This is a genomic window from Actinospica durhamensis (assembly GCF_018139695.1).
GTDB classification, from domain to species: Bacteria; Actinomycetota; Actinomycetes; order Streptomycetales; family Catenulisporaceae; genus Actinospica; species Actinospica durhamensis.
This window is the reverse complement of the sequence record NZ_JAGSOG010000224.1, coordinates 1-14990: the sequence shown is the minus strand read 5'-3', so window position 1 is coordinate 14990 and position 14990 is coordinate 1. Positions and strand designations below refer to the sequence as shown.

The window sequence follows — 14990 nt, the reverse complement described above, 5'->3', positions numbered from 1 at the left end:
GGGAAGGCGGGCCGGCCATGACCATGCTCAACAGCGACCGGGCGAACACGCGCGGACGACTGGCCGGGATGCGCCGACGCCGAGAGAACGGCGACCCGGCCCCCCTTCGCCGGCCTGTACTGGACCCCCGCCCAGCAGTTGGCCCACCTGACCAGCAACGGCGCCAGCCTACGTACCGGCGATCTGTTCGCCTCCGGCACCGTCTCCGGCCCCGACCCGCGCCAGCGCGGCTCGCTGATCGAGCTCACCTGGAACGGCACCGAGCCGCTGCACCTGGCCGACGGATCCACCCGCACCTTCCTCGCCGACGGCGACACCGTCGTGCTCAGCGCCACCGCGCCAGGCCGCAGCGGGACACGGATCGGTTTCGGCGCCGTAACCGGCACGATCCAGTCGAGGTAGATCGACTCCGCCGCCCCATGCCATCTCGGTATCCTGGGGCCAGGGACCGCCGCGGTCCCGGCCCCAGTCCGCGGCCGCCCCGGCAGGCGCCTAGACGCCGAGTCGGCGACCGAGCAGGGGCCGGGCGCGGCCCGACGCCGATCGAGGGAAGGCGGGCCGGCCATGACCATGCTCAACAGCGACCGGGCGAACACGCGCGGACGACTGGCCGGGATGCGCCGACGCCGAGAGAACGGCGACCCGGTCGCCGACTTCATCGCGCGCGGACTGCCCGTCGTGCCCGCAGCAGCGCCCAGCAGCACCGGCCCTGGCTGTTCGTGTACCCGAGTGGGCTGTCCCGCGCCAGGCGCGCATCCCCTCTCCCGGAGCTGGCGCAAGGAGGCGAGCGCCGACCCCGACCAGCTCGCCCGCTGGCGCGCCCGCCTCCCGGACACCAACTACGCCACCCCCACCGGACGCACCCACGACGTCCTCGAAGTACCCGCCGCGGCCGGCGCCCGCGCCCTCGACACCCTCCTGGCCGCGAAGGAACCCGTCGGCCCGGTAGCCACCACCGCCACCGGCGACCGCTACCTCTTCTTCACCACCGCCCGACCCGGGGGCGGCGACGACGCCGACGAATGGTGGGCCTGCGACCTCGACGCGCGCCCCGAGATCAGCGAGACCAGCGGCCTGCGCTGGCACACCCGCGGCTCCTACGTCCTGCTCCCGCCGGCTCGTGCCATGAACGGCCGCACCGCCCGCTGGGTCCACGACCCGCACGCCGAACTCCCCGACCCGCTGCGCATCCTCGGCACGCTCGCCGACGCCTGCGAGGCGGGCGCGGGCTGAGCGGGGCGGTACGCGGGCCGCGTGCGGCGGCCTGCGTGGTGCGCGTGCTCCGGGCCCGCGCGCGGCTGCTCGCCCGGCTCGCTGGGACAGCGTGCCCGGCTCACTCCGGCAGTGTTGCGGCTTGCTCAGGTAGCGTTGCCCGGCTGCCCGGCTGCCCGGCTGCCCGGCTGCCCGGCTGCCCGGCTGCCCGGCTGCCCGGCTGCCCGGCTGCCCGGCTGCCCGGCTGCCCGGCTGCCCGGCTGCCCGGCTGCCCGGTTCACTCGGGCAGCGTGAGGATCTCCACCCCGTCGTCCGTCACCACGAGCGTGTGCTCGAACTGGGCCGTGAGCTTCCCGTCGGCCGTCACCGCGGTCCAGCCGTCCGCCCACATCCGGTGCTCGATCGTCCCGAGCGTCAACATCGGCTCGATCGTGAACGTCATCCCCGGCTCGAGCACCCGGTTGGCCCGCGGATCGTCGTAGTGCGGCACGATCAGGCCGCTGTGGAACGCGGTCGAGATCCCGTGCCCGGTGAACAGCCGCACCACCCCGTACCCGAAGCGCGCCGCGTAGGCCTCGATCACCCGCCCGATCACGCTCAGCTCGCGCCCCGGCCGCACCGTCTTGATCGCGCGGTTGAGCGACTCCCGGGTCCGTTCCACCAGCTGATGCGCCGTCTCGTCCACCTCGCCCACCTCGTAGGTGGCGTTGGTGTCGCCGTGGACGCCGTCGATGAACGCCGTGATGTCGATGTTGACGATGTCGCCCTCGGTCAGCACCGTCGAGTCCGGGATGCCGTGGCAGATCACTTCATTGACGGACGTGCACAGCGACTTCGGATACCCGCGGTACCCCAGGGTCGAGGGATAGGCGCCGTGGTCGCACAGGAACTCGTGCCCGACGCGGTCCAACTCGTCCGTGGTCACCCCGGGCTTCACCGCATGCCCGACCTCGACCAGCGCCTGTGCGGCGATCCGCCCCGCGATCCGCATCTTCTCGATCGTCTCCGGAGTCTGCACGTCCGATCCGGTGTAGCGGCTCGGCTGCGCCTTGCCGACATACTCCGGACGGGCGATGCGCGAGGGTACGTGTCGAGTGGGGGAGATGGTGCCGGGAACCAAGGGAGCCATGCAGACGAGTCTAGACGCCCGTTCGTGGGCACGAGGAACCTGGAAATCACGATTATCGACGGAGGCGCCATGATCGACGAGGGCCCGCAGTGGTACTACTGCCTCAAGCACCACAAGGTCGAAGGGCAGGTCGGTTGCAAGGCCAAGGATCGCATCGGCCCGTTCGCGACCCAGGAAGAAGCCGAACACGCGCTCGAAAAAGTCCAGGAACGCAACGACGCCTGGAAGGCGCAGAACGGCGGCGAATGACGGCTCACGCCGCTACGCGAAGCACCGTCGCCACGTCACCCGCCGGATGAATCCCGGGTGGCGGCGCTGCGGCTGGTGCTGAGCCCGGTGGGGGCGGAGTGCTGCGGCTAGTGCTGAGCCCGCTGGGGGCGGCGACGCCGCGGCCGGTGCACAGCCCGGTGGGGCGGAGGCGCAAGGGGCCTCACCAGCGATCGACCCGTGGTCCGTTGACGGCCTCCACCCACCGCCGGAGCCGCACGATGAGCCCGTGCTGCCGGCCGTCGATTGCGGCAGCCGAAACCACGTGCTGTGCCCCGTCGAACGTCGGCACATCAGCAGACTGAGGGACCGTGAGCGCGTCATGCGCCAGATCGGCTGCCAGCGGCGCGGACTGACCGAGCGTCAGAACTCGTGCCCCACGCCGTTTTGCGTCGGCTACGCGCTCGAGCACCAAGGACTCCGGGTCATTCTGCGCGACGACGAGCACGGCGTCGTTACGCCCGGCCGAGCTGATCCGATCGAGACCGACGCTCAATTGCGCCGGAGCTCCCTCCTCCGGAGCACCGCGCACCAGCGTCGGAATCAGCTGATCCAACCCCAGCACGCGCGCTTCCTCGGACAAGTGAGCCGTGAAATGCCACGGCTCCGCCTCACCCGGACCCACCAGAAGCAAGCCCCCGACCTGCCGCGGAGCACTTCGCAACGCAGCGGCGAAGTCGTCAGCCTCGTCCAGCCAAGCCCGGCCGCGCCCGGTTTCGAGCAACTCCCGCAGTATCCGTGCCTCGGACCTGTCCATGTCGTCATCGTGCCGCATACGGGACCGATACGAACAGGGTCACAACGCGCAATAGTCGAGCCTGGGCGCGACGCCGAGCCCATCGGGCCGACTTCATCGCTCCTGCTTCATGGCGCCCGCCTGATCGCACCTGCGCCGCTCTCGTCGCATCGTGCCTGGCGACGTCGTGGGCGCGTGGGAGCAGTCATGGGCAGGAGCAGTCGTGGGCGCCGTCCAGGCGTAGGCGCGTGGGAACCAAATGCGGGGACCGCAGGCAGACTCAGCGTCCGCCCACGATCCCCACTGCGATGCTCTGCGATGCGATCAGTGGAAGCTGTTCTCCGGCGCCGGGAAGGCGCCAGCGACCACGTCAGCCGCGAACTCTCGCGCAGCCCCGGTCAGCACAGCGCGGAGATCCGCGTACTTCTTCGCGTGCTTCGGCGCGTTCCCGGGCGTCATCCCGGCCATGTCGGTCCAGACCTGGACCTGGGCGTCGCACCCGGCCCCGGCGCCGATACCGACGGTCGGGACGTGCAGCAACTCCGTCACCTGCTCGGCCAGCTCAGCCGGCACGAGCTCCAACACGACCGCGAACGCTCCGGCCGCCTCCAGCGCCTTGGCGTCGGCGAGCAGGCGCTCCGCCTCCTCCTCGCCGCGGCCCTGCACGCGGTAGCCGCCCAGGACGTTCACCGACTGCGGCGTGAGGCCGATGTGCGCCATGACCGGTATCCCGGCCTGCACCAGTGCCTCGACCTGGTGCACCACGCGCCGCCCGCCCTCGAGCTTGACCGCGCCGACGCCGGCCTCCTTCATGAACCTCGTGCCGGTCTCCAGCGCCTGGCGAGGCGAGGACTGGTAGGAGCCGAACGGCAGGTCCGAGACGATCAGCGCGCGGCGGGTGCCGCGCACGACCGCGCCGGACAGGGTGATCAGTTCCTCGACTGTCACCGGAACGGTGTTGCTGTATCCGAGGTGGTTGTCCCCGGCCGAGTCGCCCACGAGCAGCACCGGAATCCCGGCCTCGTCGAACACCCCGGCGGTCATCGCGTCATACGCGGTAAGCATCGGCCAGCGCTCCCCGCGCTGCTTCGCCAGCGCCAGATCGCGCACCGTCACCCGGCGACCGGTACCGGTCGAGCCGTTGTACAGCGTGAGCTTGGGTTCGCCGGCCGAGCCGGCGGAGGAGGGAACAGGCTCATTGGTTATAGACATGATGCCAAGCACTCCTTGAGAGATCTCGTGGCGCCACAGTCGGCGTCCCCGGACTGCTCGGATCGTCTCACTTCCGCCCCGCTGACGCCAGACGGCTCAGCGGTCTATTCGAGGTCACTGACTCCAGAACTTGAACAGCGCCTGCCCCTGGGCAGCGCCGTTGTCCGGCTGCCGGCCGAACTGCAGAATGTCGACCACCGCGGTGGAGAAACCGTCCCGGACCGGGGGGAACGCGAACAGCAGCAGGAGCACCAGCAGGATCCCGTAGGGGCGGATCGGGTCGAGCGCACGCCGCGTCTCGTAGCGCAGGTACGGCTCGATGATCCCGTACCCGTCCAGCCCGGGCACCGGGATCAGGTTCAGAATCGCGACCGCCACCTGCAGGTACGCGAAGAACGAAAGGCCGGCCCAGAACGCCCAGTGCGGCGCCAGCGGATTGATCCCGGTGATCCCGCCGTAGTTGAACGTCGGCGCGAACAGGGCGACCAGCGCCATCGAGATCGCCGCCGCCAGGATGTTCGTCAACGGCCCCGCCGCCGACACCGCCGCGGCCCCCGCCTTCGTCCGGATCGCCGCCCGGTTCACCAGCACCGACCCACCCGGAAGAGGGAGTCCTCCGATAATCAGATAAATCGCAGGGAGGAGCAGTGACAGTACCGGGTTCACGTAACGCAAAGGATTGAGATCCAGGTAGCCGCGGCTCGCGATCGACGTGTCGCCGCCGCGATGCGCGGCAAGGGCGTGGCCGAACTCGTGCAGGCACAACACCGTGAAATACAGGCCGAAGACGAAGACGAACACCGCGAAGCCCGAACCCGAGCTCACCCAGGACACCACACCGCCGGTCACCGTGGCCGCCACGACCACGAGGAACACCGTGCTCACGGTGTGCTGGTGTGACCCGCCAGGGCTGAAGGCGCCCCGCCCAGCCCCGCGCTGCCCCGGAAAATTCATGTCCACCTCGCCGATACGGCGGCCGCACGGCCGTTGCCCTCATCGTAGCGATCGTGCACGCGCCGAGGTGCGCCGCTGAGCAGACAGGATCATATCCAGCGCCGAGGACACCGTTCCCCAGGACGCCGAGGCTGCAGTACCGTTCCGCACAGCAACGCCCCACAGACTCATACCAGGAGCGAGGGAGCCCCCATGGCCGTCAGCGGTGCCGCGGTATTCGCAGAGATCCGCTCGATCCTCGAGCGCGTTGAGCACAGCCAGCAGGACGCGGTAGCCGAAGCCGCCGAGCTGATCGCCGACAGCCTCGCGTCCGACGGCGTCCTGCACGTGTTCGGGACCGGCCACTCCGAAGCCCTCGCCATGGAACTCAGCGGCCGGGCCGGGGGCCTCATCCCCACCAACAAGCTCGCTCTGCGCGACGCCGTCCTGCTCGGTGACCTGCCGGTCGAGGCCCTCGCTGATCCCAAGGCCGAACGCAACCCCGAACTCGCCCGACACGTCTGGGAACTCGCGCCCGTCAAGCCCGGTGATGTCGTGCTGATCGCCTCGCAGTCCGGCGGCAACGGCTCCACCGTCGAAATGGCCCTCATCGCCAAGCAGTCCGGCCACAAAATCATTGCATTGACATCGCTGGCGCACTCGCAGGCCATCACCTCGCGGCACCCCTCCGGAAGCCGGCTGTTCGAGCTCGCGGACGTCGTCATCGACAACGGAGCCCCGCACGGTGATGCGGTCTTGCCGATGCCCGACGGCAGCTCGGTGTGCGCACTCTCGTCCATCGCCAACGCCGCGATCGCACAGGCCATCGTGGCCGAGGTCACCGCCCGTCTGCTCGAGCGTGGCGCGGAGGCCCCGATCTACCGCTCCGCGAACGTCGAGGGCGGCGACGTGCACAACGACGCATGGGAAGCCCGCTACGCCGGACGTATCCGCCGCAGCGCGTACTGACGGGTTCGCGTGCGCACGGACGGATTCAGTTCGTGAAAGCGCGCTCACGCGGCTGGGGCGTGCTGCAACGCGGCCCAGCCGGAATTCCGCCGGCTCAGTAGCGGAACTGCATGTCGCCGGGGGCACCGCGGTGCCGCGAAACCGGGTTGTACGGGTGCGGGATCGTGTTGAAGCGAGGGATGAAGAGATCCTCGCCGGTTCGATCCCCCGGCAACGTGCGCAGCGCGAGCCGGTACTCGTCGACCAGCGCGTCATACAGCGGGGTGTTGCGCAGGAAGACCCGATCGGAACCGGGCGGAACGGGACGGGCTTGGGCGGCGGTAAGGCGCGAGGCTGTCACGCTGTGGCTAACGAGCCGACCCACCCACCCGATACTCGGCCGTTCGGGTGATCCTACGCAACCTCGCGCATTAGCCCAGCTCGGGGATGAGGTCCGCGATCGACTTCACGACCCTGGACGGGCGATACGGGAACCGCTCGATGTCACCCGGCTGAGTGATTCCGGTCATCACCAGGATGGTTTCGAGCCCGGCTTCGATGCCGCACTTGACGTCCGTGTCCATCCGGTCGCCGATCATCGCGGTCGACTCCGAATGGGCCTTGATCTTGTTCAGCCCCTCGCGCATCATCACCGGGTTGGGCTTGCCGACGAAGTACGGCTCGACGCCGGTCGCGCGGGTGATCAGCGCTGCCACCGACCCGCAGGCAGGCAGAGCGCCATCGAGCGAGGGTCCGGTCGCATCGGGGTTCGTCGCGATGAAGCGGGCCCCGCCGTCGATCAGCCGGATCGCCCGGGTGATCGCCTCGAAGCTGTAGGTGCGGGTCTCGCCCAGCACGACGTAGTCCGGGTCCGACTCGGAGAGCGTGTATCCCGCCTCGTGCAGCGCCGTGGTCAGCCCGGCCTCGCCGATCACGTACGCGGAGCCGCCGGGACGCTGCGAATCGAGGAACTTGGCCGTGGCCAGCGCGGAGGTCCAGATCGCCTCTTCAGGCAGATCGATGCCGGTCGCCAGCAAACGGGCCCGCAGGTCCCGAGGCGTGTAGATCGAGTTGTTCGTCAGAACGAGGAACGGCACACCGCGATCCCTGAGCTTGCGGAGGAACTCGTCGGCCCCGGGAATCATGCTGCCCTCGTGGATCAGCACGCCGTCCATGTCCGTCAGCCAGGTAGCCACCGGCTCGCGGTCCTTCACCCTGTTCTCCTCTCCGGCGGCGGACTCCACCGGCTTCGATGATCAACGAAGAGGGCGGCCCGTGGACCCGGTCCGGCGGGCGAGGCCGCTCCCGCGAGCATTATCCCGCGTCCGGTTGCTCGCGTGCGCGGATGTACCAGGAAGCGGAACGCGCCGCCACCTCGACAACACGAGGATTGGCGGCGCGCTCGAAGGATGAGCGCCGGTACGCGTGTCGCCTCTCGGCGAGTGGCTCGACGCGGCTCCAGCCAAACGGTATTCCGCGCCGGCTATAGGTGAGGCCCGGGGACATCGTACGTACCGGCCATTCGAGGCTAACACAGGTGAGACGATCAGCGCACGGTGCTGCGCATCGCGCCGGAGACCATGACCTGGTTCGCGAGGATGCTCGCGGCCTCGGCCTCCTTGACCAGAGTCTCGTTCTCCTCGGCTGACGCGGTGTCACTCATGACCGTCGACGAAGCCTCGGCGGCCGAAGCCGGAGTCACGGTCGCGATCGTCGCGCCGTCCGCGACCGTGGTCGTCGACGTGGTCTGCGAGAAGCCGGAGTGCTCCTGGTGGGGATGCGGGTGCATCAGCGCGTGCTCGAGATCGTGCAGTTTGAAGTGCCGGTGGCTGTCGTCGTTGAACAGGTGCGCCCAACGCCGTGCGTCCATGTATCGCAGCACCGGGATGTGGCGGATCTCCAGCGACAGCAGGAGGCCGACGGTCGACACGGTCGCCACGAGCAGCTGCCCGCAGCCCGCGATGGCACCGATCGCCGCCGCGCCGAAGATGGAAGCGGCCGTGGTGACGCCGTGCAGGATCTCCCGCTCCTGGTCCTGCTGCTTGACGGCCTGCCGGAAGCACAGGCCGCCGCCGATGAACCCGATACCGGTGACCGCACCGCCGAGGACGGCGGGGTAGTGCGGTGCGACGGTACCGATCAACGCGGCGCTCAGACCTATCATCGAGAAGGTCCTGTCCCCGGCCGGTGCGCCGCGCACTTCGCGCTCGAAGCCGAGGATGAATGTCAGGACCCACCCGATGGCGATATTGATGGCCGCAGCCCACTCCGCACTGTGCACGTGCGTTCCTCCCCGGAGGCCGATCGTGTCGTGGATCGCGATGCGCCGTGTGGCGCGGAATTGTAGTGCTCAACCATACCCTGGCAAGTCGGCGCGGTGGCAGCCTACGGGTATGGGCTCCGCAAAGATCGCCTACCGTGTACGCCATGCGAAGAGTTCGGCTTCGGGCCTGCATCCAACCCCTGGTGCACTGGGCTTGGCGTCAAGCAACGGAAACCGGGAAGATCACGAGCGGTTCCCGAGCCGCGCGTCGGTTCGCCTTCTTCGGCGACGCCAGCGCCATCGGGTTCCCGCAGGGCACGCTGCTGGGGGAGCGGTGGATCTCCATCGGCCACTTCACCCTGATCGGCCCACACGCGACGATTTCAGCGGGCTTCATTCCCGAGCGGGATCTCGGACCCGAACCCATCGTGCGGATCGGCAGCGGTGTCGTACTGGGCAGAGGCAGCCACATCGTCGGCCACCAGTCCATCGACATCGGCGATGACGTATATACCGGCCCATATATTTATGTGACCGACCAGAACCACGGCTACGCCGATCCGGACGTTCCCATCGGCAAACAGTGGCCGGTCAACGAACCCGTCTCCATCGGAGCGGGCTGCTGGATCGGCACCGCGGCCGTCATCCTGCCCGGAGCGAAGCTGGGCCGCAACGTGGTCGTCGCCGCCGGATCGGTCGTCCGAGGAACCTTCCCCGACCACTGCGTGATCGCCGGAGTACCCGCGCGGATGGTGCGCAGGCTCGACCCCGACGGCCAATGGCGCACCATCCGGAGCGGCGGACACGCCGAGAACGCCGAGCCTGCCCCGGGCGACGGTTTCAGCGCGTGAATCACCTGGTCAAGGGCTCGCAAAGTCGCGCCCAGGGCAATTGCGGGTAGACTGCCGTTACGTGCGCTTTCTGAATGAGATCACCCCTCAGTACGACCTCACCTACGACGACGTCTTCATGGTTCCGGCCAGGTCAGACGTGGGTTCACGGCTCAGTGTCGACCTTTCTACGATCGATGGCACCGGTACCACGATCCCGCTCGTCGTCGCGAACATGACCGCGGTGGCCGGCCGACGGATGGCGGAGACGGTCGCCCGGCGCGGTGGCCTCGTGGTCATCCCGCAGGACATCCCACTCGAAGTGGTCGCCCAGGTCGTCTCATGGGTCAAGTCCCGGCACGTCGTCTACGAGACCCCCATCACCGTCGGCACCACGGACACCGTGGGCGATCTGCTGAATCTTCTCCCGAAACGCGCGCATGGCGCGGCGGTGGTCGTCGAGGGTGAGCGGCCCATCGGTGTCGTCACCGAGGCGGACTGCCTGGCCGTCGACCGATTCACCCAGGTCGGCCAGGTGATGTCGCGCGAGCTGCTGACAGTACCGGACGGTATCGCGCCCGAGGAGGCGTTCGAACGCCTCAGCAAGGGACATCACCGGCTCGCCCCCGTGGTCCGCGAGGACGGCAGCCTGAAGGGCATGCTCACCCGCCAGGCCTCGTTGCGGGCGACCCTGTACACCCCGGCCGTCGACGCGCAGGGCAAGCTCCGCATCGCCGCCGCCATCGGTGTCAACGGTGACGTGGCGGGCCGTGCGAAGGCCCTCCTGGAATCGGGCGTGGACGCGCTCGTCGTCGACACCGCACACGGGCACCAGGAGAAGATGATCTCCGCACTGCGCGTCGTGCGCGGGCTCGACCCGCAGGTACCCATCGTGGCGGGCAACGTCGTGTCCGCCGCGGGCGTGCGCGATCTGGTGGAGGCAGGTGCCGACATCATCAAGGTCGGAGTGGGCCCGGGCGCGATGTGCACCACGCGGATGATGACCGGCGTCGGTCGGCCCCAGTTCTCCGCCGTGCTCGAGTGCTCTGCGCAGGCGCGGGCGCTTGGCAAGCACGTGTGGGCAGATGGCGGGGTGCGCCACCCGCGGGACGTCGCGCTGGCACTGGCCGCCGGTGCGTCGAATGTCATGGTCGGTTCCTGGTTCGCGGGCACCTTCGAGTCCCCTGGAGACATCCAGCGGGACGGTGATGAGCGGCTGTACAAGGAAAACTTCGGGATGGCTTCGGCCCGCGCCGTGAAGCTGCGCAACGTCGAGGATTCGGCGTTCGAACAGGCGCGCAAGGCGATCTTCGAAGAGGGCATCTCGACCTCCCGGATGTACCTCGACCCGCGCCGCCCCGGCGTCGAGGACCTGATCGACTCGATCGTCGCGGGGGTGCGTTCGTCGTGCACGTACGCGGGTGCGAAGTCGCTTGAGGAGTTCCACGAGCGTGCGGTCATCGGGATCCAGAGCGCTGCCGGCTTTGGTGAGGGCAAGCCGCTGCACAGCAGTTGGTGAGTTGGCGAGCGCAGTTGGTGGTCTTCCGATGGCCGGAGGACTGACCGGTAAAGGCCTGTAAGTCCTGTGAACAGAGGGCGGAGACTGAGCCGGATGAAGGATGTTGCGGGTTGGCGGTGAGGCGCCTTGCGTCTTGGCGAGCCGGGGTGGCGCGCGGTGTGGCAGGTCTGGGGTCGTCCTGTTTTCGGGCACGCCGGATCCGCGTTGGTCTCCGCCATGGTCGGAGACCAACGCGTACGCCGGGTGCATCAGCCGGAACGATCCGGAGTGCACGGGCCCGCTGGTGAGCAGGCCCGGCGAGCGCCGGCGGGGCGGGTTCCCCGGGCGCAGGGCCCGGGTAGCCGCCACGCCGGCGGCCCCACGTGCGGAGCTGGGGCCTCGGTTCCCTGTGGGGGCCGAGGCCGGCTCCGCGGTCATCCCCCTCGATGAGCGCCCTACGCGGAGCCCTGAATCGGGCTGTGCGCTGCGGCGCTCTCGGGGGCCGGGGACTCGGCGGTCCCCGATTCCGGATCGCTCCGGCTGATGCGGCCAGCACCGCCACCGCACGCCGAACGGCCGTTTCGCCGTGCGGTGGTGGGCTGGAACCCCCAGGTGGGGCGCGGGTGCGCTTAGCCGGGGGAGGTCGGGTCGTCGACGGGCCGCCTACTCCTGCGAGCCGCCGTCCTGCTGGGTGCCGTCGAGCAGCGCGAACGCGACCGTGGGCGAGTCGGCGCCGCCGAAGTTGGCGTCGCCGCTGTACTCGGCCGAGATCGTGTGCCGGCCGATCGGGACGTTGATCTGCTCGCTGGCCAGGTCGTGGGTCACCTCGACCGGGGGCTGGGCCTTCCCGTCGAGGAAGAACGTGACCTCGCCGGTCACGGCGTGCCGCTTGGCCTTGGTCTTCCCCTTCTTGCCCTTGTGGTGCCCCGCACCCTTGCGGTGGCCGGGACCCTTGGCCTTGCCCTTGCCGGTGTCGGTCGGGCCGTTGTCCGTGCCGATCGCACCCCTGGTCTCGGGCATGTTGCCCCGCCGGTCCGGAGCGGGATCCGGCGCGACGGTCGAGCCGTCCGCCGAGCCGTCCGGGGAACCCATGGCGTCCGTGTCACCGTCCGGGGAGCCCGGGGTGGCGACGCCGTCCTGCGGGACGATACGCGCGGTCACGGTGAACGGCTGGCCGGGCTGCGCGCGCTGGGGCAGGTGGATGACGACGCTGGTCGCGGTCTCGCCCGTGCCGCTGCTGCCGGAGTCGGCGGCCATGGCGGCGGCGGGCGCGGCCAGGGCGGCCGTGCCGATGACGGACACGGCGAGCGCGCGATGGAAGATACGGGACATGTCGAACCTCCTGAATCCTTGCCGCCTCGCCGCGGGGATTCCGCGGGAAAACGGGGCGACGGATTCACGATCCCAGCGCTGACCTGGGGATACATCGAACATCTGGCGTATTTCAGTACGCACTCTGTACGGGCCCAACCGGGTGAACTCCGATCTCGGTTCACCCGGAGGGCGGTGTGCGGGAACCGGCGGGAGTCGAACTATAGTTCTATCCGTGAGGCGGTGGGCACGGTCCCGAGTGCGGTTTGCTCGGACTTCTCCGGATTCGCCGCCCTGGTGCATAAAGCTGTGGCACAGTGTGGCTCTGGACCTGCACGAGCACGGGGTCGACGGGCTGATGGGCTGGCGAGCGCTCTTGTCGGACTGCTTGACGGGCGGTTGGCGGTGATCCGCACGGCAACGTGTGTTTGGCGGCTTCGCCTGGAGGGCGGGCTGGGTTTCGCGGCCGAGGTCGGCTGTGCGGCCGGGGCCGGTTCGTACTGGTGGGCTGCGGGCCGTCGGCTTCGGTTTGCGATAGGCGTGGCGGACCTGCCCAGGGGTAGGTCGGCCGACCGGTCGGATCGTCGGGACTCGGCGGTGCGGCTGGTGCGATCGGTGGCGGCTCGTTTGCTGCTCGGCTCGACGTCGGTCTACAGCGCCGGGACGGCGGCTTGGCGGTGCCAGATGCGGTGCGATGCGGTGTTTCAGCGGGTCGAGCGGTCCTGTCGGTAGCGGCCGGTAGCCTCGGCACAACGACCTTGAACCGGCGGTTTTCGATATCACGGAGGCAGAGGAACCATGGCGGTAGGAACGGATCGCGAGAAGGCGATCGACGCCGCACTCGCGCAGATCGAGCGGCAGTTCGGCAAGGGCTCCTTGATGCGCATGGGCGACCAGACCAGGGCACCGATCGAGGTCATTCCGACCGGGTCGATCGCGCTGGACATCGCTCTCGGGGTGGGCGGGCTGCCCCGCGGCCGGGTCGTCGAGATCTACGGGCCGGAGTCGAGCGGTAAGACCACGGTGGCGCTGCACGCCGTGGCCAACGCCCAGCGGGCCGGCGGCCTCGCGGGCTTCATCGACGCCGAGCACGCGCTCGACCCGGACTACGCCAAGGCGCTCGGCGTGGACACCGACAACCTGTACATCTCGCAGCCCGACAACGGCGAGCAGGCCCTGGAGATCGCGGACACGCTCATCCGCTCCGGCGCTCTGGACATCATCGTCATCGACTCGGTGGCCGCGCTGGTGCCGCGCGCCGAGATCGAGGGCGAGATGGGCGACTCGCACGTGGGGCTGCAGGCGCGCCTGATGAGCCAGGCGCTGCGCAAGATCACCGGTGCGCTCAACCACTCGAAGACGACCGCGATCTTCATCAACCAGCTGCGTGAGAAGGTCGGCGTCATGTTCGGCTCGCCCGAGACGACCACCGGTGGTCGGGCGCTGAAGTTCTACGCCTCCGTGCGCCTCGACGTGCGCCGGATCGAGACGCTCAAGGACGGCACCGAGGCGGTGGCCAACCGCACCCGGGTGAAGGTGGTCAAGAACAAGGTGGCCCCGCCGTTCCGGCAGGCCGAGTTCGACATCGTCTACGGCGAGGGGATCAGCCGCGAGGGCGGCCTGATCGACATGGGCGTGGAGCACGGCTTCGTGCGCAAGTCGGGAGCCTGGTACACCTACGAGAGCGGGCAGCTCGGGCAGGGCAAGGAGAACGCGCGCACCTACCTGAAGGACAACCCCGACATCGCGAACGAGATCGAGAAGAAGATCAAGGAGAAGCTCGGCGTCGGGCCGCGCCTGGACGCTCCCGCCGAGGACACGGCTGCTGCCGCCGTCGCCGGCGAGGCGCTGCCGCGGCAGAGCGCGCCCGAGCCCGCGGCCAAGGCTCCGCGTACCTCGCGGGCCAAGGCGGCCGCCGCCGCGGACGCCGCTGAGCAGTGACCAAGCGGACGGGGCGGATTCCGGAACGTCGTGAGAAGGAATCGGAATCCGCCCCGCAGGATCCTGACTCCCTGGCCAGGCGGTTGGTGCTGGACGCGCTGTCGCGCTCGGCGCGCACCCGCGGCCAGCTGTCCGACCTGCTGGCACGCAAGGGTGTGCCGGAAGAGGTCGGCGAGGTTGTGCTCGACCGGTTCGCCGAGCTGGGCCTGATCGACGATGCCGCTTACGCGGAGGCGTTCACGCGCTCGCGGCACGAGCACAAGGGCCTGGGCAGCCGCGCGATCGCCTTCGAGCTCAGGCGTCGGTCGGTGTCGGATGAGGTGGTGCAGGAAGCCGTCTCGGTGCTTGACGCCGATCAGGAGCAGGAGACGGCCTGTCGCCTGGCGCGGGAGCGGCAGGCGCGGATGGCGTCGCTGCCGCGAGAGGTGCAGGCGCGACGGCTGGCCGGATTCCTTGCTCGCAAGGGGTACGGCGGCCAGGTGGTCGGGCGGGCGGTGCGTGAGGCTTTCGCCGCGGCGGCGGAGGCGGATGCCGATCGCGACCTGTCGCCGGATGATGCCGACAGTATGGGTTTCGGCGGCGGGATGGCGGACTTCGACGGGTCGGAGAACGGCATGGGATCGCCTTCGCTGGAGTTCGTCGAAGAGGACTGACGGGCGGCGGGGCGACACGGGGGATGTGGCTGTCCCTTATACACATCTGACCCTGCC

The 14990-nt window shown here is 69.5% G+C and carries 15 protein-coding genes and 1 pseudogene; 8 read left to right on the top strand and 8 right to left on the bottom strand.

Annotated elements, in window-relative coordinates; genetic code table 11:
- Positions 1–93: 93 nt before the first annotated feature.
- Positions 94–402, top strand: a pseudogene (locus KDL01_RS30840) (fumarylacetoacetate hydrolase family protein); the annotation flags it as partial.
- Between the two features lie 162 nt (positions 403–564).
- Positions 565–1233 carry a bifunctional DNA primase/polymerase gene (locus tag KDL01_RS30835; RefSeq protein ID WP_212532182.1) on the top strand — a complete coding sequence of 223 codons (669 nt, stop codon included), beginning with the start codon at positions 565–567 and terminating at the stop codon, positions 1231–1233.
- A 256-nt stretch (positions 1234–1489) separates the two neighbouring features.
- Here the strand turns inward: KDL01_RS30835 and map are convergent, their stop codons facing one another.
- Positions 1490–2341 (bottom strand): type I methionyl aminopeptidase, encoded by an 852-nt coding sequence (map, locus tag KDL01_RS30830; protein ID WP_212532181.1) that lies wholly within the window; start codon positions 2339–2341, stop codon positions 1490–1492.
- A gap of 24 nt (positions 2342–2365) precedes the next feature.
- Here map and KDL01_RS30825 point away from each other — a divergent pair, with 24 nt between their 5' ends.
- Positions 2366–2590, top strand: a complete 225-nt coding sequence (locus tag KDL01_RS30825) for a hypothetical protein (protein WP_307846692.1) — start codon at positions 2366–2368, stop codon at positions 2588–2590.
- 181 nt (positions 2591–2771) lie between these two features.
- Here the strand turns inward: KDL01_RS30825 and KDL01_RS30820 are convergent, their stop codons facing one another.
- The 3 genes from KDL01_RS30820 to KDL01_RS30810 form a co-directional block, all read right to left on the bottom strand.
- Complete coding sequence (locus KDL01_RS30820) at positions 2772–3365, bottom strand: hypothetical protein (RefSeq protein ID WP_212532180.1); 594 nt, start codon at positions 3363–3365, stop codon at positions 2772–2774.
- Between the two features lie 303 nt (positions 3366–3668).
- The gene (gene panB / locus KDL01_RS30815; RefSeq protein WP_212532179.1) at positions 3669–4556 is read right to left on the bottom strand and encodes a 3-methyl-2-oxobutanoate hydroxymethyltransferase; all 888 of its coding nucleotides are present in this window, start codon (positions 4554–4556) and stop codon (positions 3669–3671) included.
- 114 nt (positions 4557–4670) lie between these two features.
- Positions 4671–5441 carry a site-2 protease family protein gene (locus KDL01_RS30810; RefSeq protein ID WP_212532178.1) on the bottom strand — a complete coding sequence of 257 codons (771 nt, stop codon included), beginning with the start codon at positions 5439–5441 and terminating at the stop codon, positions 4671–4673.
- A 261-nt stretch (positions 5442–5702) separates the two neighbouring features.
- Between KDL01_RS30810 and KDL01_RS30805 the strand changes: the two genes are divergently transcribed.
- Positions 5703–6458 (top strand): sugar isomerase domain-containing protein, encoded by a 756-nt coding sequence (locus KDL01_RS30805; RefSeq protein WP_212532177.1) that lies wholly within the window; start codon positions 5703–5705, stop codon positions 6456–6458.
- Between the two features lie 94 nt (positions 6459–6552).
- Here KDL01_RS30805 and KDL01_RS30800 read toward each other — a convergent pair whose 3' ends face one another.
- From KDL01_RS30800 to KDL01_RS30790, 3 genes are all read right to left on the bottom strand, one after another.
- Positions 6553–6798, bottom strand: coding sequence for a hypothetical protein (locus KDL01_RS30800; protein WP_212532176.1), 246 nt, complete (start codon positions 6796–6798; stop codon positions 6553–6555).
- A 70-nt stretch (positions 6799–6868) separates the two neighbouring features.
- Positions 6869–7651, bottom strand: a complete 783-nt coding sequence (locus KDL01_RS30795; protein WP_307846691.1) for an HAD-IIA family hydrolase — start codon at positions 7649–7651, stop codon at positions 6869–6871.
- A gap of 332 nt (positions 7652–7983) precedes the next feature.
- Positions 7984–8718, bottom strand: coding sequence for an MgtC/SapB family protein (locus KDL01_RS30790; protein ID WP_212532175.1), 735 nt, complete (start codon positions 8716–8718; stop codon positions 7984–7986).
- Between the two features lie 146 nt (positions 8719–8864).
- Here KDL01_RS30790 and KDL01_RS30785 point away from each other — a divergent pair, with 146 nt between their 5' ends.
- Complete coding sequence (locus tag KDL01_RS30785; RefSeq protein WP_212532174.1) at positions 8865–9551, top strand: acyltransferase; 687 nt, start codon at positions 8865–8867, stop codon at positions 9549–9551.
- Between the two features lie 61 nt (positions 9552–9612).
- On the top strand, positions 9613–11049 hold the full coding sequence (locus KDL01_RS30780) for a GuaB1 family IMP dehydrogenase-related protein (protein WP_307846690.1): 1437 nt from the start codon (positions 9613–9615) through the stop codon (positions 11047–11049).
- 642 nt (positions 11050–11691) lie between these two features.
- Here the strand turns inward: KDL01_RS30780 and KDL01_RS30775 are convergent.
- Positions 11692–12360: an Ig-like domain-containing protein gene (locus KDL01_RS30775; RefSeq protein WP_212532172.1), complete on the bottom strand. Its 669-nt coding sequence runs from the start codon at positions 12358–12360 to the stop codon at positions 11692–11694.
- A 777-nt stretch (positions 12361–13137) separates the two neighbouring features.
- Between KDL01_RS30775 and recA the strand changes: the two genes are divergently transcribed.
- Both recA and KDL01_RS30765 read left to right on the top strand, forming a co-directional pair.
- Positions 13138–14280 (top strand): recombinase RecA, encoded by a 1143-nt coding sequence (gene recA, locus KDL01_RS30770; RefSeq protein ID WP_212532171.1) that lies wholly within the window; start codon positions 13138–13140, stop codon positions 14278–14280.
- A complete protein-coding gene (locus KDL01_RS30765) occupies positions 14277–14933 on the top strand; it encodes a regulatory protein RecX (protein WP_212532170.1) in 657 nt (218 codons plus the stop codon). The genes recA and KDL01_RS30765 overlap by 4 nt, the downstream gene beginning before the upstream one ends.
- Positions 14934–14990 lie beyond the last annotated feature (57 nt).